We start from the raw sequence: 19,389 nt of genomic DNA, 5'->3' as shown, positions 1-19,389 counted from the left end.
GCCCACGGTTGCGGAGCTCGGCCGGGTCAGCCGCAGCGTCACCCGGTAGCCTGACGCGGACCGGGGGAGAGGACGCACGACCCATGACCCACGTAACGATCATCACCGGGGGTAGCCGCGGCATCGGCGCCGCCACCGCCCGCCGCCTCGCCGCCACCGGCCACGACATCGTCATCGGCTACCGCCGTGACCACGACGCCGCCAAAGCGGTCCTCGCCGACGTGCACGCCGCCGGCCGTAACGGCATCGTCGTCCCCGCCGACACCTGCGACCCTGACCAGGTCGAGCGCCTCTTCGACGCCGCCGCCGACCTCGGCCCACTCGCCGGCCTGGTCAACAACGCCGGCATCACCAGCCCGATCGGCCCCTTCACCGACCTGCGGTTCGACGACCTGCGCCAGGTCGTCGACGTCAACCTCATCGGGTACGTCCTCTGCGCCCAGCAGGCGGCCCGCCGGATGACCCGCGGCGGCGCCATCGTCAACGTCTCCTCGGCCGCCGCCACCCTCGGCAGCCCCGGCGAATACATCCACTACGCCGCCGTCAAGGCCGCCACCGACACCCTCACCGTCGGCCTGGCCAAGGAACTCGCCCCGCGCGGCATCCGGGTCAACGCCGTCGCCCCCGGCATCATCCGCACCGACATCCACGCCCTGTCCGGCATGCCCGACCGTCCCGACACCGCGGCCGGACGCGTCCCGCTCGGCCGCGCCGGCGAGCCCGACGAGGTCGCCGGCGCCATCGCCTTCCTCCTCGGCCCCGACGCCTCCTACACCACCGGCGCCGTCCTGCGCACCGCCGGCGGCCTCTGACTCGGGCATCACTCGACGGCGAACCCGGCCTCCTGCCGGATGGCCGAGCGGGCCGGCCTCACCCCCGAGGGCACGAATGCGCCGACGGGACTGTCGATCGACAGCCCCGTCGGCGCATTGCCGGGTCCGACCGCTGCGCAGCAGCCCGGGTCAGGGCTTGACCGCGAGCACGGGACGGTCGGCCTCGAGCAGGATGCTCTGTGCGGCACTGCCGAGGAACAGCTTGCCGACCGGCGAGCGCCGGCGTACGCCGATCACGATCACCGAGGCGTCCACCTCGTCGGCGACCCGGACCACCTCCTCGGCGATCTCGCCGGCGTGCGCGTCCTGCCGGACCTCGATCTCCACACCGGCCGCCGCCGCCTGCTGCACCAGGGTCTCGACCTGTGCCTCGCTGGCGACGGCCGTGCTGACTGGTGCGCCCGCGCGTGGCGTGTTGAGGACCACCAGCCGTTCCTTGCGGCGGCCGGCCTCCTCGACGGCCGCCGTGAAGGCCGCGTCTCCCTCTGCCGTGGGAATGTAGGCAACAAGAACGGTCACACGAGCTCCTTGGTGTTGTCGCGAGGTGCGGTGACGGGCTCGGACGCGGCCCGCCGGCGGGCGAAGGCGGCCCGGATCGGCGGAAGCAGGGCCACGAGCAGGAACACCCCGAACAGGGTCCCGGAGATCGGCCGGGTGAGGAAGCCGGTCGCGTCGCCGTTGAAGATCAGCAGCGAGCGGCGCAGCGAGTCCTCCAGCAGCGACCCGAGCACGAAGGCCAGCACCAGCGGGCCGGGGTCGAAGCCCAGCTTCTTCATCAGGTAGCCGAGGGCGCCGAAGACGATCACCAGACCGATGTCGAAGACGCTGTTTCGCACCGTGTAGACGCCGACCAGCGTGATCAGCACTGTGACGGTGGCGAGGATCGCGGCCCGCACCTTGAGGATCTTCACGAACAGGCCGACCAGCGGGATGCTCATGATCAGCAGCAGGATGTTGCCGACGTACATCGAGTTGACCACGCCCCAGAACAGGTCGGGGTCCTGCTCGACCAGCTGCGGGCCGGGCGTCACGCCCTGGATCAGCAGCGCGCCGAAGATCACCGCCATTGTCGCGTTGGCCGGGATGCCGAGGGTCAGCAGCGGGATGAACGACGAGGTGGCGGCGGCGTTGTTCGCCGTCTCCGGCGCGGCCACGCCTTCGACGGCGCCCTTGCCGAACCGCTCGGGGTGCTTGGCGCGGCGCTTCTCCAGCGCGTACGCGGCCAGCGAGGAGAGGGTGGCGCCGCCGCCGGGCAGGATGCCCAGAAGGAAGCCCACCAGGGAGCCGCGGCCGATGGCACCGGAGGACTGGCGCAGGTCGGCCCGCGACGGCCACACGTTCGCCACGGCGACCGGGGCCTGCGCGGCCCGGTGGCGTTCCTCGAGGTTGTAGAGGATCTCGCCGAGGCCGAAGAGTCCCATGGCGATCGGGACGAAGTCCAGGCCGTCGGCCAGCGACAGGTTGTCGAAGGTGAACCGCTCGGCACCCGTGAAGCCGTCCTGGCCGACGGTGGCGAGCAGCAGGCCGACGCATGCGGCGATGACCGCCTTGAGGCGTGCGCCGCTGCTGATCGTGGCGACCAGCAGAATGCCGAGCAGGGCCAGGGCGGTGTACTCGGGCGGGCCGAAGTCCAGGGCGAAGCCCGCCACCAGGGGGGCGACGAGCGTCAGGGCGATGATCGAGACGGTGCCGCCGATGAAGGAGCCGATGGCGGCGATGCCGAGTGCGGTGCCGGCCCGGCCCTGACGGGCCATCGCGTGGCCGTCGAAGACGGTCACCACCGACGAGGCCTCGCCGGGCAGCCGCAGGAGCACCGAGGTGATGGTGCCGCCGTACTGGGCGCCATAGAAAATGCCGGCGAGCATGATCACCGCGGTCACCGGCTCGATGCCGAAGGTGACCGGCAGCAGGATCGCGATGGTCGCCGCGGGGCCGAGGCCGGGCAGGACGCCGATCAGCATGCCGATGACGACGCCGATCAGGCAGTAGAGCAGGTTGGTGGGCTCCAGTACGACGCCGAAGCCGTGGAGCACCGGGGCGAAATCCACGGACCCTCCTAGAACAGGTGCGGGATGGGGACCGAGAGGGCCGCCACGAACAGGAGATAGAAGGCGACCACCACGCCCAGGCTCGTGAGGATCGAGGTGCGCCAGCCTTCCCGGCCCAGGACCCGCAGCCAGACGAAGGCGAGTAGGACGGCCGGGATCTCGAAGCCGATCACGCTGATGACCGCGACGAACACGACCATGGTGGCCAGGCCGCCGAGGACCAGCAGGCTGGCGCGGGAGAACCGTTCTGCGTCGGTGGTCCGTCGGGCCGTGGCGAGCAGGCCCAGGCCCAGCAGGATGAGCGCGCCGCTGATCAGCAGCGGCCAGGTGCCGGCCTCGGGGCTGCGGGCGGTCCCGAGGCCGAGTCGGCTGGAGCCGACGAGCGCGGCGATGCCGAGCGCCACGACCGCCGCGGCGGTCAGGGTGTTGCTCAGCGTCCCTGCCGTGGGCGGGCGCCCCTCGTGCTCGGCTTCCTCGACGCGGTGGATGGCCTCCTCGAGGCTGAGCTCCTCGTCGGCGGGATCAATGCCCGGGGGGGTGGCCCCGGCGGCGGTGTCGCCGCCGGGGCTACCCGGTGTGTCGTGGTGGACCGAGCTCACTTCGAGTCACCGAGCTGAATGTTGTACTTCTGCACGACGGCGCGGTACTTGTCCAGGTTCGCGGTCCACTGCTTGCGCAGCTCCTCGCCGTCCACCTCGTTGGGGGTGAGCAGGTTGCTCTCGTTGAACTTCTTGTAGGCATCGGCCTGGAACGCCTTCTGGAACGAGGCGCGCAGGGCGTCGATGACCTCCTTCGGCGTGCCCTTCGGGGCGAAGATCGCCCGCGACTGCTGCACGGGCACGTCGTGGCCCGCCTCCACCGCCGTGGGGGTGTCGGGCAGGTACGTCGGCCGCTTCTCGGCGAAGGTCACGATCGGGGTGAGCTTGCCGGCCTTGACCTGCTCGATGGCCTCGCCCAGCTGGACCGAGCCGACGTCCACCTGGCCGCCGAGCACGGCGGTGAGGGTGGGCGACCCGCCCTTGAAGGGAACGGCCTTGGCCGGGATGTTCGCCTGCCGGAACAGCAGCTCCTGCGACAGCTGGCTGCCGGTGCCGACGCCGGTGGTCCCGAAGGTGATCGGGCGCCCGGCCTTGGCCAGGTCGTCGACGGTCTTGAAGCCGGACTTGGCGGCCGTGACCAGCACGTAGTCGTCCTGGCTGATGCCGGTGACGATGTCGTAGTCGGCCATGTCGGGTGCCTGGCCGGCGGCGACGGCCAGCGGCGTGATGTAGGCGAGGCTGCCGTTGTAGACCATCAGGGTGTGCCCGTCGGCCTTCTTGCCGGCCAGCTCCTTGGCGGCCAGGCCGCCGTTGGCGCCGGGCTTGTTCTCGACGGTCACCGGGACACCGAGGTCGCCGGAGACCTTGTCGGCGAGCGCCCGCGCGATGAGGTCGGTGCTGCCGCCCGGGTCCTGGCCGACGAGGATCGTGATCGGAGCCTTGCCGGGGAACTTGTCGCCGGCGTCGGACTTGCCGCCGACGTTGCCGCCGCAGGCGGCGAGCGAAAGCGCCAGGGCGATGCCGGCGCCGGCCGTCGCCCACCGGCGCATGCGGTGGTGGAAGGTCATGTCGTTCTCCTCAGGGAAAGGCAATAGTTTCGGCCGAGGACGGGGAAGCAGATTCCGGCCGGTTGTGCTGTGAGTGGGGTCACGGACCCTGACGACGCAGCGTAGGAAGCTCTCCTCATGCCTGTCCAAATCCAATCCAGCATTGATTGATACCTTCCAGGCATGACGTTCACCCTGGAGCAGCTTCGTGGCTTCGTGGCGGTCGCCGACGAGTTGCACTTCGGCCGCGCCGCGGCGCGGCTGCAGATGACCCAGCCGCCCTTGAGTCGGCAGATCCAGAAGCTGGAACGCGCGATCGGCGCGCAACTGCTCGAGCGGGACAACCGGCGGGTCACCCTCACCGCCGCCGGTGAGGTGTTCCTCGGCGAGGCCCGCCGGCTGCTCACGCACGCCGACTCCGCGCCGGAACTCGCCCGCCGGGTGTCGTCCGGGGCCGCCGGGGTGATGCGCATCGGCTTCACCGCCGCCTCCGCGTACGGGGTGCTCGGCACGTTGCTGAACGATCTGGCCCGGGCGCTGCCCGAGGTCGACGTCGAACTGGCCGAGATGGTGACCCGCGAGCAGGTCGCCGGCCTGCTCAACGAGGAGGTCGACCTGGGCCTGGCCCGCCCGCCCTTCGACGAACAGACGTTCGGCTCCCGGCTGCTGCACCGGGAGGCACTGCTGGTCGCCACCCCGCCGGGCCACCGGCTGCTGGCGCTGGGCCGGCCCGCGGTGGCCGCGGACCTGGCGGCCGAGCCGGTCATCATGCACTCGCCGGTCAAGGCCAAGTACTTCTACGACCTGGTCGCCGGCGTGGTCCCGATCGCCGCCGAGCACGCCGTGCACACGGTCAGCCAGGTGCTGACCATGCTCTGGCTGGTGGCGGCCGGGCGGGGCGTGGCGTTCGTGCCCGAGTCGGCCGCCCGGCTGCCGATCGAGGGCGTGGGGTTCGTCCGCCTGGAGACGCCCGTGCCCCAGCCGGTGGAGCTGCATCTGCTCTGGGCGAGGAACTCGAAGAACCCGGCACTGTGGCGGGCGCTCGCGGCGCTGGAGCAGCCCGCCGCCGACGACTGATACCCGGTGAGCATCGTTTGATGCGGAAGTGCTCTTTGACATGCATCGTTGGTGCTTCCTACGGTGGCAGCCGACCACCCGCCCGCGCCGCTGGACGAGCCACGCGCGGGCCCTCGGACCCAAGGACACGATCTCCGTGACGCTGCTGCCCCCGGACGTTCTCGCTGACCGGCTGAAGTCTGGCCTGCTCTCCTTCCCCGTCACCCACTTCGACGCCGAACTGCAGTTCGACGAGACCCGCTACCGGGAGCACCTGAGCTGGCAGGCCAGCTTCGACGTCGCCGGGCTCTTCGCCGCCGGCGGCACCGGCGAGGGCTTCTCCCTGACGTCGGCCGAGATGGACCGCGTGGTCCGCGCCGCCGTCGACGAGGTGGGCGGCAAGGTGCCGGTCCTCGCGCCGGCCACCGGCGGCACCGCCGTCTCCATCGCCCAGGCGCAGGCCGCGCAGGCCGCCGGCGCCTCCGGTGTCCTGCTGTTCCCGCCGTACCTCACCGAGGCCGGGCAGCGGGGGCTCATCGAGCACGTCAGCGCCGTCTGCCGCGCCGTCGACCTCGGCGTCATCGTCTACAGCCGGGCCAACGCCGTGCTCACCGACGTCGCCGTGGCCGAACTCGCCGACCGCAACCCCAACCTGATCGGCCTCAAGGACGGCGTCGGCGACATCGAGCAGATGACCCGCACCTACGCCCGCGTCGGCGACCGGCTCATGTACATCGGCGGGCTGCCCACCGCCGAGACGTTCGCGCTGCCGCTGCTGCAGCTGGGGGTGAGCACCTACTCCTCGGCGCTGTACAACTTCCTGCCCGAGTTCGCGCTGCGCTTCTACCAGGCCGTGCGCGCCCAGGACCGGCCCGCCGTCTACCAGATGCTCAACGACTTCGTGATCCCCTACACGAACATCCGGGACCGGGCCAAGGGCTACGCGGTCTCGATCGTCAAGGCCGGCCTGACCGCGGTCGGACGCGACGGCGGCCGGGTCCGGCCCCCGCTGTCGGACCTCACCGCCTCCGAGCTGGCCGAACTGGCCACCCTGGTAGAGAAGATCTCCTGAACCCCCCGACCCCCGAGAGGACGGCGATGACCGGCCGCAGCCCCACCGTGGCCCGTGTCGAGGCGGTACCCGTCGCAGGACACGACAGCATGCTGCTCAACCTCAGCGGCGCGCACGGCCCCTTCTTCACCCGCAACATCGTCATCGTCACCGACAGTGACGGCCGGGTCGGTGTGGGGGAGGTGCCCGGCGGCGAGGCGATCCGCCGCACCATCTCCGACGCCGCCGCGCTGCTCGTCGGGCAGCCCGTCGCCCGGTTCGGCCGGCTGCTGCGCACCGTGGCCGACACCTACGCCCACCGCGACGCCGGCGGCCGGGGACTGCAGACGTTCGACCTGCGCACCACCGTCCACGCGGTGACCGCCCTGGAGTCGGCGCTGCTCGACCTGCTCGGCCAACACCTCGGCGTACCGGTGGCGGAGCTCCTCGGCGACGGCCAGCAACGCGACACCGTCCCGATGCTCGGCTACCTCTTCTACCTCGGCGACCGCCGCGCCACCGACCTGCCGTACCTCGCCGAAACCGACCCGGCCGACGAGTGGGAGCGGCTGCGCCGCGAACCGGCGCTGACCCCCGACGCGATCGTGGCCCTGGCCGAGGCGGCGCAGGCCCGCTACGGGTTCTCCGACTTCAAACTCAAGGGCGGCGTACTGGCGGGGGAGCAGGAGGTCGCCGCGGTGCGCGCCCTCGCCGAACGGTTCCCCGACGCCCGGATCACCCTCGACCCCAACGGCGGCTGGCTGCTGGCCGAGGCCGTCGAACTCTGCCGCGACCTGCACGGGGTGCTCGCCTACGCCGAGGACCCGGTCGGCGCCGAGGGCGGCTTCTCCGGCCGCGAGGTGATGGCCGAGTTCCGCCGCGCCACCGGCCTGCCCACGGCGACCAACATGATCGCCACCGACTGGCGGCAACTGGCCCACGCGGTCGGCTCCCACGCGGTCGACATCCCCCTCGCCGACCCGCACTTCTGGACCATGCGCGGCTCGGTGCGCGTCGCCCAGCTCTGCGACGACTTCGGCCTCACCTGGGGATCGCACTCCAACAACCACTTCGACATCTCCCTGGCGATGTTCACCCACGTCGGCGCGGCCGCACCCGGACAGATCACCGCCCTGGACACGCACTGGATCTGGCAGGACGGGCAGGCGCTCACCCGCACCCCGCTGCAGATCCGCGACGGGCAGATCGCGGTGCCCACCGCCCCCGGCCTGGGCGTCGAACTCGACCGCGACGCCCTGGCGGCGGCGCACGAGCGCTACCTCGAACACGGCCTCGGCGCCCGCGACGACGCCGTGGCGATGCAGTACCTCGTCCCCGGCTGGACGTTCGACCCGAAGCGTCCCTGCCTGGTCCGCTGACCCGCCGCCCCACCCGAAGGAGAGACATGACCACCGCCCCCGCGATCCTCGACCGCATCGAGTCGGTGACCCTGTCGTCGGTGACGCTTCCCCTGCCCACCGGGATCAGCGACGCGAAGGTCCTCACCGGCCGGCAACGCCCGATGACCGAGGTCGCGTTCCTCTTCGCCGAGATCCGCACCGAGGCCGGGCTGGAAGGCGTCGGCTTCAGCTACTCCAAGCGCGCCGGCGGGCCGGCGCAGTTCGCCCACGCCCGCGAGGTCGCCCCCGACCTGATCGGCGAGGACCCCAGCGACATCGGCCGGCTCTGGACCAAGCTCGTCTGGGCCGGCGCCTCCGTCGGCCGCAGCGGCGCCGCCACCCAGGCCCTCGCCGCGATCGACGTCGCGTTGTGGGACCTCAAGGCCAAACGCGCCGGGCTGCCGCTGGCCAAGCTGCTCGGCGCCCACCGCGACTCCGTCCGCTGCTACAACACCTCCGGCGGCTTCCTGCACGAGCCCATCGAGCAGGTCCTGGACAACGCCACCCGCACCCTCGAGTCCGGCGTCGGCGGCATCAAGATCAAGGTCGGTCAGCCCGACGCCGCCGAGGACCTGCGCCGCGTCCGCGCCGTACGCGAACACCTCGGCGACACCGTCCCGTTCATGGTCGACGCCAACCAGCAGTGGGACCGGCCCACCGCCATGCGGGTCGGCCGGGCGTTGGAGGAGTTCGCCCTGGTGTGGATCGAGGAACCGCTGGACGCCTACGACGCCGAAGGCCACGCCGCGCTCGCCCGGTCCCTGGACACCGCGATCGCCACCGGCGAAATGCTCACCAGCGTCGCCGAGCACAACGAACTCATCCGCGCCGGCGCGGTCGACATCCTCCAGCCCGACGCCCCCCGCATCGGCGGCATCACCCAGTTCCTCAAGCTCGCCGCCCTCGCCGACCACAACAACCTGCAACTGGCGCCGCACTTCGCGATGGAGATCCACGTCCACCTCGCGGCCGCCTACCCGCACGAGCCGTGGGTGGAGCACTTCGACTGGCTGTACCCGCTGTTCAACGAGCGCCTGGAAACCCGCGGCGGACGCATGTACCTCTCCGACCGCCCCGGCCTCGGCGTCACCCTCAGCGAGCAGGCCCGCGCCTGGACCGTCGACCGCGTCCACGTCGACGCGCCCCGCTGAACCACCCCACCCCGACACCGGAGGAACCCCTCATGGCCGCAGTCGTCAGCATCGACCCCCGCACCGGCCACACGGTCGAAGCGGTCGCCCCGGAGACGACCACCGAGCAGGTGCACCACCTCTGCGCGGCCGCCCTCGCCGCGGCGCCCGGCCTGGAGGCCCTCGGCCGCGCCGGGCGGGCCACCCTGCTGCGCACCCTCGCCGACGCGCTGGAGGCCCGGCGGGACGACATCGTCGCCCTCGCCGACCGCGAAACCGCCCTCGGGCCGGCCCGGCTGGGCGGCGAACTCACCCGCACCTGCTACCAGCTGCGCCTGTTCGCCGAAGTCCTGGACGAGGGCAGCTACCTCGAGGCGACCATCGACCACGCCGGCGACACCCCGATGGGTCCCCGCCCCGACCTGCGCCGGATGCTGCTCCCGATCGGCCCGGTCGCCGTGTTCGGCGCCAGCAACTTCCCGCTGGCCTTCTCCGTGCCCGGCGGCGACACCGCCTCCGCGCTCGCCGCCGGCTGCCCGGTCATCGTCAAGGCCCACGGATCCCACCCCGCGACGTCGCGACTGGTCTTCGACATCCTCGCCACGGCCGCGGACAAGGCCGGCGCCCCGGCCGGCACCCTCGGCCTCGTCCACGGCGTCCAGGCCGGCGCCGACCTCGTCGCCCACCCGGCGATCCGGGCCGTCGGCTTCACCGGCTCACTCACCGGCGGACGCGCCCTGCAGCAGATCATCGAACAACGCCCCGACCCGGTGCCCTTCTTCGGCGAACTCAGCAGCCTCAACCCGGTCGTCGTGACACCCCAGGCCGCCGCCGAGCGCGGACCGGCCATCGGCGCCGAACTCGTCGGATCCTTCACCCTCGGCGGCGGCCAGTTCTGCACCAAGCCCGGCCTGGTGTTCGTGCCGGCCGGCCCCGACGGCGACGCGCTCGTCGACGCCATGACCGAGGCGGTCCGCGACAGCGCCGCCCCCGTGCTGCTCAACCAGGGCATCGCCGCCGCGTACGGCCGCATCACCACCGACCTCGCCCACGCCCCCGGCGTGCAGGTGCTCGCCCACGGCCCGCAGCCGGAAGCCGACGGCTTCCGCGCCGCGCCGCTGCTGCTGGCCACCACGGCGGCAGACCTGCCCCCGCAGGTCACCGAGGAATGCTTCGGGCCGGTCGCGGTCGTGGCCCGCTACACCGACACCGCCGACCTGTTCACCGCGCTGCACGCGCTGCCCTCCTCGCTGACCGCCACCGTGCTGCGCGGCCACCGCGAGACCTCCCTGCCGCAGACGATCACCGACCAGCTGCGCCCCCGCGCCGGCCGACTCATCTACGACGCCTACCCCACCGGCGTGGCCGTGTCCTGGGCCCAACACCACGGCGGACCGTGGCCGTCGACCAACTCGCAGCACACCTCCGTCGGCACCACCGCCATCCGCCGCTTCCTGCGCCCGGTCACCTGGCAGTCCGCCCCCACCGACCTGCTCCCACCCGAACTCACCGACGACTACCGCGGCATCCCGCGACGCATCGACGGCACCCTGGAGCTGCCCCGATGAGCACCCCCGCCGCACCGGCCCACCACACCACCACCACCTGACCCGCCGCGAGTGAACAGCGTCGTCGGCGGCTTCGTCGCCCTGGTCGCCGTCATCGCCGTCGGCTGGGCCGTCGGCCGCACCGGCCTGCTCGGCGCCGACGCCGCCGGCGTACTGTCCCGGCTGTCGTACTTCGTGGCGACGCCGGCGCTGCTGCTGCTCACCCTCGCCGACGCCGACCCGGCGGTGCTCCTGTCGGCTGCTCTCGTGGCCACCGCCGGCAGCGCCGTAATCAGCGCCCTGCTGTACGCGGCGCTCGCCCGATGGCGCTGGCGGCACCCGCCGGCCCAGCTGGCCACCGGCGCCCTCGCCACCTCGTACGTCAATGCCGGCAACCTGGGCATTCCCATCGCCGCGTACGTCCTCGGCGACGCCTCGTTCGTGGCCCCGGTCCTGCTGTTCCAGGTCCTGGTCATGGCGCCGGTGGGGCTCGCCGTGCTGGCCGCCTCCCACGCCGCCGAAGGCGCCCCGCCCCGCTGGCGGGTGCTGACCCAGCCCCTGCGGACCCCCGTCGTGGTGGGCTGCGCCCTCGGCGTGCTGGTCGCCGCCACCGGCGTGGAACTGCCCGCGCCGGTGCGACAACCGATCCAGCTCGTCGCCGCCGTCGCCGTCCCCGCCGCGCTGCTCGCGTACGGCATGAGCCTGCACGGCGCACCCCGCCCCGCCTCCGGTGATCGCGCCCCCCAGGTGTGGCTGGCGGTGGCCCTCAAGACCATCGCCCAGCCGGCGCTCGCCTACGCTCTCGGCCGCTGGGCCGCCCACCTCTCCGGGGTGGCGCTGCTGGCGGTGACCCTCACCTCGGCCCTGCCCACCGCCCAGAACGTGTTCGTGTACGCCTCGACCTACGACCGGGGCACCCTGCTGGCCCGCGACGTCGTGCTGCTCAGCACCATCGTGTCCATTCCCGTGCTGGCCGCCATCGCCGTGCTGCTCAGTTGACCACCACCCAGCAGAAGGAGTGTGAACGTGCGCAGGGGAGAGGTGCACCAATGACCGCGGAGCTGGTCAGCCAGCTGGGTGACATCGTCGGGCCCGCCGGCCTGATCACCGATCCCGACCAGATGGCCGGCTACCTCACCGACTGGCGCAACGCGTACGCCGGAGCCGCCGCCGCGGTCGTGCGGCCCGGCACCACCGACGAGGTCGCCGCCGCCGTGGCGCGATGCCACGCGGCGGGCGTCGCGATCGTCCCCCAGGGCGGCAACACCGGACTGTGCGGCGGGGCGGTCCCCGACGCCTCCGGCCGGCAGGTGGTGCTGTCACTGAACCGGATGCGCCGCATCCGCGACCTGGACGCCGCCAACCAGACCATCACCGTCGAGGCCGGCGCCGTCCTGCAGTCCGTGCAGGAAGCCGCGGCGGCCGCCGGCCGGCTCTTCCCGCTGTCCCTCGGCGCCCAGGGCAGCTGCACGATCGGCGGCAACCTCGCCACCAACGCCGGCGGCACCGGCGTCCTGCGCTACGGCACGATGCGCGACCTGACCCTCGGGCTGGAGGTCGTGCTCCCCGACGGGCGGATCTGGAACGGGCTGCGCGGCCTGCGCAAGGACAACACCGGCTACGACCTCAAACACCTGTTCATCGGCGCGGAAGGCACCCTCGGCGTCATCACCGCCGCCGTGCTGAAGCTCTTCCCGGCCCTCCGCAGTCGGGCGACCGCGTGGGTCGCCCTCCCGAACCCGCAGGCGGCGATCGACCTCATCGGCGTCTTCCGCGAACTGGCCGGCGACCGGCTGACCGGCTTCGAGCTCATGTCCCGCCAGAGCGTGGAGTTCGTGCTGCGCCACTGTTCCGGTGCCCGGGACCCGTTCCCCGACCACCATCCCTGGTACGTGCTCACCGAGGTGAGCGACACCCTGCCCGGCGCGGACCTCGACGCGGTGATCGAGGCGGCGCTGGGGGAGGCCTACGAGCGGGGCCTGCTGGCCGACGCCGTCGTCGCCTCCAGCCCGGCGCAGGCCGCCGCCCTGTGGGCACTGCGCGAAGGCATCTCCGAGGCGCAGAACCACGAGGGCCCCAGCCTCAAACACGACATCACCGTGCCGGTCAGCCGCATCCCCGCCTTCATTGCCCGCACCGACCGGGCGCTCGAGGCCGCCCTGCCAGGGATCCGGATCGTGACCTACGGCCACATCGGCGACGGCAACCTGCACCACAACCTCAGCAAGCCGGCAGGCGCCGCCGACGAGGAATTCCGCGCACGAGCCGGTGAACTCGCCCGGATCATCTACGACGCGACGCACGCCTGCGAGGGCAGCATCAGCGCCGAACACGGACTCGGACAGTCCAAGCGCGACATCATCACCGACTACAAGGACCGGCACGAGCTGGACCTGATGCGCGCCCTCAAACACCTGTTCGACCCGGCCGGCCTGATGAACCCCGGAAAGGTGCTCGCCGAGCCCTCTCCACGAGACCGTCGTCCCCTGTGAACACCGGTGCAGGCGGATGCCGCACTCACGGACGCAGCAGTTGCCGTACCCGTGCGGCCTCTCGAGTCAGGTGGTCGCGCTCCGGCACGCTGGGAGCGGCGCGGGACGCCTCGGCATACAGCTCGGCGGCGTGCTCGAGGTCACCGGCGCGTTCGTGCAGGTATGCCGTCACCGCGGTGTAACGGGGCAGGTCGGGGTTCACGCCAGCCAGCGCCGCCAGGCCGGCCCGCGGTCCGTCGGCTTCCCCGACCGCCACTACGCGGTTGAGCCGCACCACCGGGCTGTCGGTGAGGAGCAGCAGTTCGTCGTACCACTCCACGATCTGCACCCAGTCCGTCTCGGAGGTGCTCCGGGCGTCCGCGTGCAGGGCGGCGATCGCGGCCTGTGCCTGGTATTCGCCCAGCCGGTCACGGGCCAACGCGGCCTGCAGAATCGTCACCCCCTCGGTGATCAGGCCGGTGTCCCAGCGCGATCGATCCTGCTCAGCAAGCGGCACCAGGCGACCTCCCGGGCCGGTGCGAGACGCGCGGCGCGCATGATGCAGCAGCATGAGCGCGAGCAGCCCCGCGACCTCGGGCTCGTCGGTCAAGGCGACGAGCTGGCGGGTGAGGCGGATCGCCTCGGCCGCCAGGTCGACGTTTCCGCCGTACCCCTCGTTGAAGACGAGGTAGAGCACCCGTAGCACCGTTCCGAGATCGCCGGGCTGGTCGAGCGTCAGCCCGGCGATCCTCCGCTTGGCCCGGCTGATCCGCTGCGCCATGGTCGCCTCGGGGACGAGGTATGCCGCCGCGATCTGCCGCGTGGTCAGGCCACCGACCGCGCGCAGCGTCAGGGCGACGGCCGAGCCCCGCGGCAGGGTGGGGTGCGCGCACAGGAAGTAGAGCCGCAGTGTGTCGTCCGTGGCGGCCGCCGGACCGGCGGGCGGCTCGGCCTCCACGGCGAGTTCCCGCCCCCGCCGCGACGCCTCGGCACGGGCGGCGTCGAGGAACCTGCGCCACGCGACCGCGACGAGCCACGCCTTCGGATCGCGCGGGGGATCGCCCGGCCAGGTCTCCAGCGCCCGGATCAGGGCCTCCTGCACGGCATCCTCGGCCGACGTGAAGTCGGCTCCGCGCCGGACGAGGACACCGATCACCGCGGGCACGAGCTCCCGCAGCAGCGACTCGTTCACTCGGTCACCGTGGGCGACGCGGTGAGAAACGGTCGAACCTCGAGCCACTCGTGGATCGGCTCGCCGCCGGCCCCGGGAGCGGCGGACAGCTCCCCAGCCAGCTGGACCGCGCGATCCCAGGACTCCACATCGATGATCATCCAGCCGGCGATGAGGTCTTTGGTCTCGGCGAACGGACCATCGGTCACCGGTGGGCGCCCCTCGCCGTCATACCGCACGAACGCGCCCTCGGGCGCCAGTGCCTGCCCGTCGACGAACTCACCGGTCTCCTCCAGGCGGGTGGCGAAGTCGCGCATGTACTGCATGTGCGCGTCGACCTCCTCCGGCGTCCACTGGTCCATCGGCGCCCAGTCGACGGCGGGGGCAGGGCCACCTCGGTAGTGCTTCAGCAGCAGGTACTTCATGGTGGTTCTCCTTCTTCGTCGCGGCCCGTCGTGGCCACTCTCGTCCCTGGGACGGAGCCGGCGCCACTTTCTCGACACCCGGAGCGAACTGATTTCTCAGACCCGGTCTCACGACATCTGTCGTAACTGAGAAGAGCCCCTTCGCTACGGATGGTCATTGACCCGCTCGATCAATATCGATCACTCTGGATCAACCGTGTGTCTCTGGAGCTGACGGAGGTGGGGACATGGGAGTGGTGCGGCAATTGCTAGCCGTCGGAACTGTCGTCGGGGTGGTGATCATGAGCGCGCCCGCTTCGGCGAGCGCTACGACCGACACACCCCGGATCGTGATCGAAAACGGTGTGACCCAACCGGTCTTCTCGTACGGCGAGGCGATCCAGGAGGTCGTCTACGTCGAGGCGCCGATGGACAGCGACGCCGACGGCCGCCGCGATCTGATCGAGGTCGACGTGATCAGGCCGGCGGAGACCAAGGCGGGCCTGCGGGTGCCCACCATCATGGAGGCCAGCCCGTACTACGGCCGGGACCCCGGCGACCCGCCGCCGGACAAGACCCGCGGATTCCCCGGCTGGTGGGACGACTACTTCGTCCCCCGGGGCTACGCCGTCGTCCAGGTGGAGATGCAGGGCACCTCGCGGTCCTTCGGCTGCCCGACCACCGGCGGACCCGAGGACACGATCAGCATCAAGGCGGTTGTCGACTGGCTCAACGGCCGCGCGCCAGCCTTCCACCCCGACGGCAGCGCGGCCGTCGCCGACTGGAGCACCGGGAACGTGGGGATGCAGGGCGTGTCCTACGTCGGCACCCTGCCCAACGCGGTCGCCACCCAGGGCGTACCCGGCCTGCGGACCGTGGTGCCCATCTCCGCGATCTCCAGCTGGTACGGGTACGTGAACGACCAAGGGATACCCTGGTCGACCTGGAGCGAGAACGTCAACTTCCGATACACCGAGTACCTCGCCGACTACGTCTCCGTCGGCCGGACGCTACCGGGTTCGGCGTCGGCACCGGCCTGCGAGTCGGTCATCACCGGGCTCGGCGACGCCGAGGCGGCCAGCGCCGCCGACTTCACCCCGTTCTGGCAGGAGCGGAACTACGTCCCGGACGCCAACAAGATCAAGACGGTCGGAACGTCCGTGTTCATGGTGCACGGTCTCACCGACTACAACGTCAAGACCATGCACTTCGACAATCTGTGGCGTGAGGTCGAGAAGCGCCAGATGCCGCGCAAGATCTGGCTCCACCGCGGCGCGCACGTGAACCCGACCAGCTTCCGACTCGCCGAGTGGCAGGCGGTCATGCACAGGTGGATGGACCGCTGGCTGTACGACATCCCCAACGGGATCATGGACGAGCCGATGGCGGACATCCAGCGCCCCGACGGCACCTGGGAAACCCACTCGACCTGGCCGGACGCCGACGCCAGGAAGGTGGACCTGCGCTTCGGTCCCACGACGGCCGACGCGGCGGGCACCCTGTCGCTCAACACGCCGAAGGGCAATCCCAAGCAGAGCTTCGTCGACCAGATCGAGTCGCAGGCAGTCAAGATCGGCAACGCCGAGCAGACCAAGCCCGGCCGGCTCGCGTACGTGACCCCGCCGCTCGCTGCGGACGTACGCCTCTCCGGCACGCCGGAACTGTCGGTCCGGATGTCGACGACGGCCGAGACGGCGCTGCTGTCGGCCCTCCTCGTCGACTACGGCGCGGGGCCCACCGTCACCGTGGCGGGCAAGGACCCGCTGGAGGTGGTGCAGGAGCCCTGCGAGCCCGAGGACCTGGCCGATCGGACCGGGTGCGCCGAGCCGATGGAGGCGAGCGTCGCGATCACGCCGGAGCGGGTCCTGGCCTGGGGCCACATCGACGTGAAGAACTCGCCCGACCTGCGGCGGAGCCACCCGCTGACGCCGGGCGAGGAGTACAACGTGCGGTGGAAGACCCTCCCGTCCGAGCACGTCATCCCGGCCGGCCACCGGATCGGCATCGTCATCACCGGCAACTACAACGCGAACCCGACGTCCAACCGCCCGGCGCGCGACGCGGCCGCGGTGGGCAGCCAGGTCACCGTGTACCTGAATGGCAGTGTCCTGACGCTGCCCGTCGTGGGGGGCACGGACCGCCTGGGCTTCTGACCAGGAAGTCCCGTTGTTGACTGCCTGAACCAACCGGCGGTCCCTCACCAAGGGGTGAGGGACCGCCGGTCAGTTCCCGGCCCTCGCCCGAGTCATTCTTGTCCGTAGCAGGCCCTCAGGCCGCTTGACTTAGTTAGTGATTGCGCACTAACCTACTCGCATGGTCAGGATGAGCGCAGAAGAGAGGCGCGAGAGCGTCATCCGCGCGGCGATAGCCGAGTTCGCGCAGAAGGGCTACTACGGCACCTCCACCGAGGCGATCGCCAAGCGTGTGGGGGTCTCGCAGCCGTATCTCTTCCGGCTCTTCGCGGGCAAGAAGGCGATCTTCGCCGCCGCCGCACACCGGTGCATCGAGGACGCGCGCCGGGTCTTCGAGGAGGCCGCAGAGGGGCTGGACGGCGAGGAAGCCCTGCACGCCATGGCGAACGCGTACACGCGGCTGATCGCGGAGCACCCCGAGAATCTCCAGATGCAGATGCAGACGTACATCACCGTGGCGGCCGTCGAGGCGGAGGGCGACCACGAGTTCGGCGAGGCGGTCCGCGCCGGATGGATGAAGCTCTGGGAGACCGTGCATCTGCCGCTGGGTGCCGACGTGAACGACACCACAACGTTCATGGCGTACGGGATGCTGGTCAACACCCTTGCGGCCATGGGGTTTCCGCCGGAGCACCCGGTCTGGCAGGGGATGTACCCGTCGGCCCGGCTCAAGGGCCGGCTGGAGAAATAGCGAAGCAGAGGCGAAGGGCTCCGTCGCCGGCCTTTTCGTGCCTGGGGATTGTTAGTCATCAATAACTAACAATCGAGCAAATCCACGCTGGGGGAGCGATGTCACAGCAGCAGACAGCACGACGCGGGGGAGTGACCTGGGCCCTCGTGATCACCGGTGTCGCCGGATTCATGGCGGCCCTCGACAACCTCGTCGTCACCACCGCCCTGCCCTCCATCCGCGAGGACCTCGGAGGCGCACTGGACGACCTGGAGTGGACCGTGAGCGCGTACACGCTCACCTTCGCGGTCCTGCTCATGTTCGGCGCGGCCCTCGGCGACCGGTTCGGCCGTCGGCGGCTCTTCCTCGCCGGGCTCGGCGTCTTCACCGCCGCCTCCGCCGCCGCGGCCATGGCGCCCGGTATCAACTCCCTGATCGCGGCCCGCGCAGCGCAGGGGGTCGGCGCGGCCATCATGATGCCGCTCACCCTGACCCTGCTGACCGCCGCCATCCCGGTCGAGAAGCGCGGGATGGCGTACGGGATCTGGGGCGCCGTCAACGGACTCGCGGTCGCCTCCGGGCCCCTCATCGGCGGCAGCCTCACCGAACACGTGTCCTGGCACTGGATCTTCTGGCTGAACGTCCCCGTGGGCCTCGCCGTGATGCCTCTCGCCCGCCTCCGCCTCGCCGAGTCGTACGGCAGCGGCGGCCCGCTCGACATCTCCGGCACCCTGCTCGTCAGCGGCGGTCTCTTCGGGATCGTGTACGGGCTGGTACGCGGCCCGGCCGACGGCTGGACCAGCCCCCTCGTGCTGACCGGCCTGTTCGCGGGTGCCGCACTGCTTGCCGGCTTCGTCCACCACGGCATCCGCCACAAGAACCCCATGCTCCCCATGCGGCTCTTCCGCTCGCGCGCCTTCTCCGGGATCAACGTCGCGAGCCTGCTGATGTTCCTGGGGATGTTCGGCTCGATCTTCCTGCTCAGCCAGTATCTGCAGGGCGTGCTGGGCTACTCGCCGACCCAGGCGGGCCTGCGGATGCTGCCCTGGACGGGCATGCCCATGCTGATCGCGCCGGTCGCCGGATACCTCTCCGACCGCATCGGCGGACGTCCGGTCGTCGCCGCCGGGCTCTTCCTGCAGGCCGCCGGGCTCGCCTACTACGCCTTCGTGGTCGCCACCGACGCCTCGTACGGGGCCCAGCTGCCCGCACTGATCACCAGCGGCATCGGGATGTCCCTCTACTTCGCCCCGGCCTCCAATCTGGTCATGTCCAGCGTCCGATCCCAGGAGCAGGGCATCGCGTCCGGCGCGAACAACGCCCTGCGCGAGGTCGGCGGAGCGCTCGGCATCGCGGTCATGTCGTCGATCTTCGCAGCACAGGGCAGCTACGAGACCGCGCAGCGCTTCGTGGACGGGCTGCGGCCGGCGCTGGTGGTGGGGGCCGCGGTGGTGGCTCTGGCCGGAGTCGCGGCCCTGCTGATCCCGGCCCCGCGGCGCGCCGCAGAGAACCCGGCCGAGGCCCGGCAGGCCCCGGCCCTGGAGACGGCCGCCCTCTGAGCCGCCCCCGCCGCGCCACCGCCCACCGGGCATTCGTGGCGAGACGGACCCCCGATTCTCCGACGCTGTTCGGGGGCTGCGTGACGTCGGTCTTCAAGACCCGGTTGTGGTCTTGGAGGCTGACGTTGTCGTATGACGGTAGCTCTGTCGTCGCACACGGTGGTGTCCCTTCTCATTCCTCCTGAGCCACCTGAACCGCCCCTGATCTGCGGTGGCTCACGTTGAACCTCGGGCCTGGCGCTGCAAGATCGTCGTCGGATTCGGGTCGGCGA

Annotated in this window: 17 protein-coding genes; 11 read left to right on the top strand and 6 right to left on the bottom strand. The window is 71.4% G+C overall.

Features of this window, described 5'->3' with window-relative positions:
* Positions 1–83: 83 nt before the first annotated feature.
* Positions 84–812, top strand: coding sequence for an SDR family oxidoreductase (locus ACNAVT_RS20395; RefSeq protein WP_416298497.1), 729 nt, complete (start codon positions 84–86; stop codon positions 810–812).
* 150 nt (positions 813–962) lie between these two features.
* Here the strand turns inward: ACNAVT_RS20395 and ACNAVT_RS20390 are convergent, their stop codons facing one another.
* From ACNAVT_RS20390 to ACNAVT_RS20375, 4 genes are read right to left on the bottom strand one after another with little or no spacing between them, the layout of a single operon-like run.
* On the bottom strand, positions 963–1,352 hold the full coding sequence (locus ACNAVT_RS20390) for a universal stress protein (protein ID WP_416298495.1): 390 nt from the start codon (positions 1,350–1,352) through the stop codon (positions 963–965).
* Positions 1,349–2,881: a tripartite tricarboxylate transporter permease gene (locus ACNAVT_RS20385; RefSeq protein ID WP_416298493.1), complete on the bottom strand. Its 1,533-nt coding sequence runs from the start codon at positions 2,879–2,881 to the stop codon at positions 1,349–1,351. Before ACNAVT_RS20385 ends, ACNAVT_RS20390 begins: the two co-directional genes overlap by 4 nt.
* Before the next feature lie 8 nt (positions 2,882–2,889).
* On the bottom strand, positions 2,890–3,480 hold the full coding sequence (locus tag ACNAVT_RS20380; protein WP_416298492.1) for a tripartite tricarboxylate transporter TctB family protein: 591 nt from the start codon (positions 3,478–3,480) through the stop codon (positions 2,890–2,892).
* On the bottom strand, positions 3,477–4,487 hold the full coding sequence (locus tag ACNAVT_RS20375; protein WP_416298491.1) for a Bug family tripartite tricarboxylate transporter substrate binding protein: 1,011 nt from the start codon (positions 4,485–4,487) through the stop codon (positions 3,477–3,479). Before ACNAVT_RS20375 ends, ACNAVT_RS20380 begins: the two co-directional genes overlap by 4 nt.
* A gap of 162 nt (positions 4,488–4,649) precedes the next feature.
* Here ACNAVT_RS20375 and ACNAVT_RS20370 point away from each other — a divergent pair, with 162 nt between their 5' ends.
* The 7 genes from ACNAVT_RS20370 (at position 4,650) to ACNAVT_RS20340 (ending at position 13,142) form a co-directional block, all read left to right on the top strand.
* On the top strand, positions 4,650–5,543 hold the full coding sequence (locus ACNAVT_RS20370; RefSeq protein WP_416298489.1) for a LysR substrate-binding domain-containing protein: 894 nt from the start codon (positions 4,650–4,652) through the stop codon (positions 5,541–5,543).
* A gap of 136 nt (positions 5,544–5,679) precedes the next feature.
* Positions 5,680–6,594, top strand: coding sequence for a 5-dehydro-4-deoxyglucarate dehydratase (gene kdgD / locus ACNAVT_RS20365; RefSeq protein WP_416298488.1), 915 nt, complete (start codon positions 5,680–5,682; stop codon positions 6,592–6,594).
* Positions 6,595–6,620: 26 nt separating this feature from the next.
* Entirely contained in the window at positions 6,621–7,952 is a 1,332-nt protein-coding gene (locus ACNAVT_RS20360; RefSeq protein WP_416298487.1) for an enolase C-terminal domain-like protein, read from the top strand.
* Between the two features lie 26 nt (positions 7,953–7,978).
* Positions 7,979–9,124, top strand: a complete 1,146-nt coding sequence (locus ACNAVT_RS20355; RefSeq protein ID WP_416298485.1) for an L-talarate/galactarate dehydratase — start codon at positions 7,979–7,981, stop codon at positions 9,122–9,124.
* A 32-nt stretch (positions 9,125–9,156) separates the two neighbouring features.
* The gene (locus ACNAVT_RS20350; RefSeq protein WP_416298484.1) at positions 9,157–10,671 is read left to right on the top strand and encodes an aldehyde dehydrogenase (NADP(+)); all 1,515 of its coding nucleotides are present in this window, start codon (positions 9,157–9,159) and stop codon (positions 10,669–10,671) included.
* Between the two features lie 51 nt (positions 10,672–10,722).
* The gene (locus tag ACNAVT_RS20345) at positions 10,723–11,649 is read left to right on the top strand and encodes an AEC family transporter (RefSeq protein WP_416298482.1); all 927 of its coding nucleotides are present in this window, start codon (positions 10,723–10,725) and stop codon (positions 11,647–11,649) included.
* A gap of 50 nt (positions 11,650–11,699) precedes the next feature.
* Complete coding sequence (locus ACNAVT_RS20340) at positions 11,700–13,142, top strand: FAD-binding oxidoreductase (RefSeq protein WP_416298481.1); 1,443 nt, start codon at positions 11,700–11,702, stop codon at positions 13,140–13,142.
* 25 nt (positions 13,143–13,167) lie between these two features.
* On the opposite strand, the gene ACNAVT_RS20335 is transcribed toward ACNAVT_RS20340, so the two are convergent.
* Entirely contained in the window at positions 13,168–14,313 is a 1,146-nt protein-coding gene (locus tag ACNAVT_RS20335; protein ID WP_416298479.1) for an RNA polymerase sigma factor, read from the bottom strand.
* Entirely contained in the window at positions 14,310–14,717 is a 408-nt protein-coding gene (locus ACNAVT_RS20330) for a YciI family protein (protein WP_416298478.1), read from the bottom strand. The genes ACNAVT_RS20335 and ACNAVT_RS20330 overlap by 4 nt, the downstream gene beginning before the upstream one ends.
* A gap of 281 nt (positions 14,718–14,998) precedes the next feature.
* Here ACNAVT_RS20330 and ACNAVT_RS20325 point away from each other — a divergent pair, with 281 nt between their 5' ends.
* From ACNAVT_RS20325 to ACNAVT_RS20315, 3 genes are all read left to right on the top strand, one after another.
* Positions 14,999–16,849, top strand: a complete 1,851-nt coding sequence (locus ACNAVT_RS20325; RefSeq protein ID WP_416298477.1) for a CocE/NonD family hydrolase — start codon at positions 14,999–15,001, stop codon at positions 16,847–16,849.
* A gap of 169 nt (positions 16,850–17,018) precedes the next feature.
* A complete protein-coding gene (locus tag ACNAVT_RS20320) occupies positions 17,019–17,579 on the top strand; it encodes a TetR/AcrR family transcriptional regulator (protein ID WP_416298475.1) in 561 nt (186 codons plus the stop codon).
* A 131-nt stretch (positions 17,580–17,710) separates the two neighbouring features.
* Positions 17,711–19,117 carry a DHA2 family efflux MFS transporter permease subunit gene (locus tag ACNAVT_RS20315; RefSeq protein ID WP_416298474.1) on the top strand — a complete coding sequence of 469 codons (1,407 nt, stop codon included), beginning with the start codon at positions 17,711–17,713 and terminating at the stop codon, positions 19,115–19,117.
* Positions 19,118–19,389 lie beyond the last annotated feature (272 nt).

Source organism: Micromonospora sp. SL4-19 (assembly GCF_047921475.1).
In the GTDB taxonomy this organism is placed as follows: Bacteria; Actinomycetota; Actinomycetes; order Mycobacteriales; family Micromonosporaceae; genus Micromonospora.
This window is presented reverse-complemented; position numbering and strand designations above follow the sequence as displayed.

Bases quoted from the DNA above. Each gene is read 5' to 3' on its own strand.
- ACNAVT_RS20395 (WP_416298497.1), top strand. From the start codon at position 84: ATGACCCACGTAACGATCATCACCGGGGGTAGCCGCGGCATCGGCGCC.
- ACNAVT_RS20375 (WP_416298491.1), bottom strand. From the start codon at position 4,487: ATGACCTTCCACCACCGCATGCGCCGGTGGGCGACGGCCGGCGCCGGC.
- ACNAVT_RS20370 (WP_416298489.1), top strand. From the start codon at position 4,650: ATGACGTTCACCCTGGAGCAGCTTCGTGGCTTCGTGGCGGTCGCCGAC.
- ACNAVT_RS20360 (WP_416298487.1), top strand. From the start codon at position 6,621: ATGACCGGCCGCAGCCCCACCGTGGCCCGTGTCGAGGCGGTACCCGTC.
- ACNAVT_RS20355 (WP_416298485.1), top strand. From the start codon at position 7,979: ATGACCACCGCCCCCGCGATCCTCGACCGCATCGAGTCGGTGACCCTG.
- ACNAVT_RS20350 (WP_416298484.1), top strand. From the start codon at position 9,157: ATGGCCGCAGTCGTCAGCATCGACCCCCGCACCGGCCACACGGTCGAA.
- ACNAVT_RS20340 (WP_416298481.1), top strand. From the start codon at position 11,700: ATGACCGCGGAGCTGGTCAGCCAGCTGGGTGACATCGTCGGGCCCGCC.
- ACNAVT_RS20330 (WP_416298478.1), bottom strand. From the start codon at position 14,717: ATGAAGTACCTGCTGCTGAAGCACTACCGAGGTGGCCCTGCCCCCGCC.
- ACNAVT_RS20325 (WP_416298477.1), top strand. From the start codon at position 14,999: ATGAGCGCGCCCGCTTCGGCGAGCGCTACGACCGACACACCCCGGATC.
- ACNAVT_RS20320 (WP_416298475.1), top strand. From the start codon at position 17,019: ATGAGCGCAGAAGAGAGGCGCGAGAGCGTCATCCGCGCGGCGATAGCC.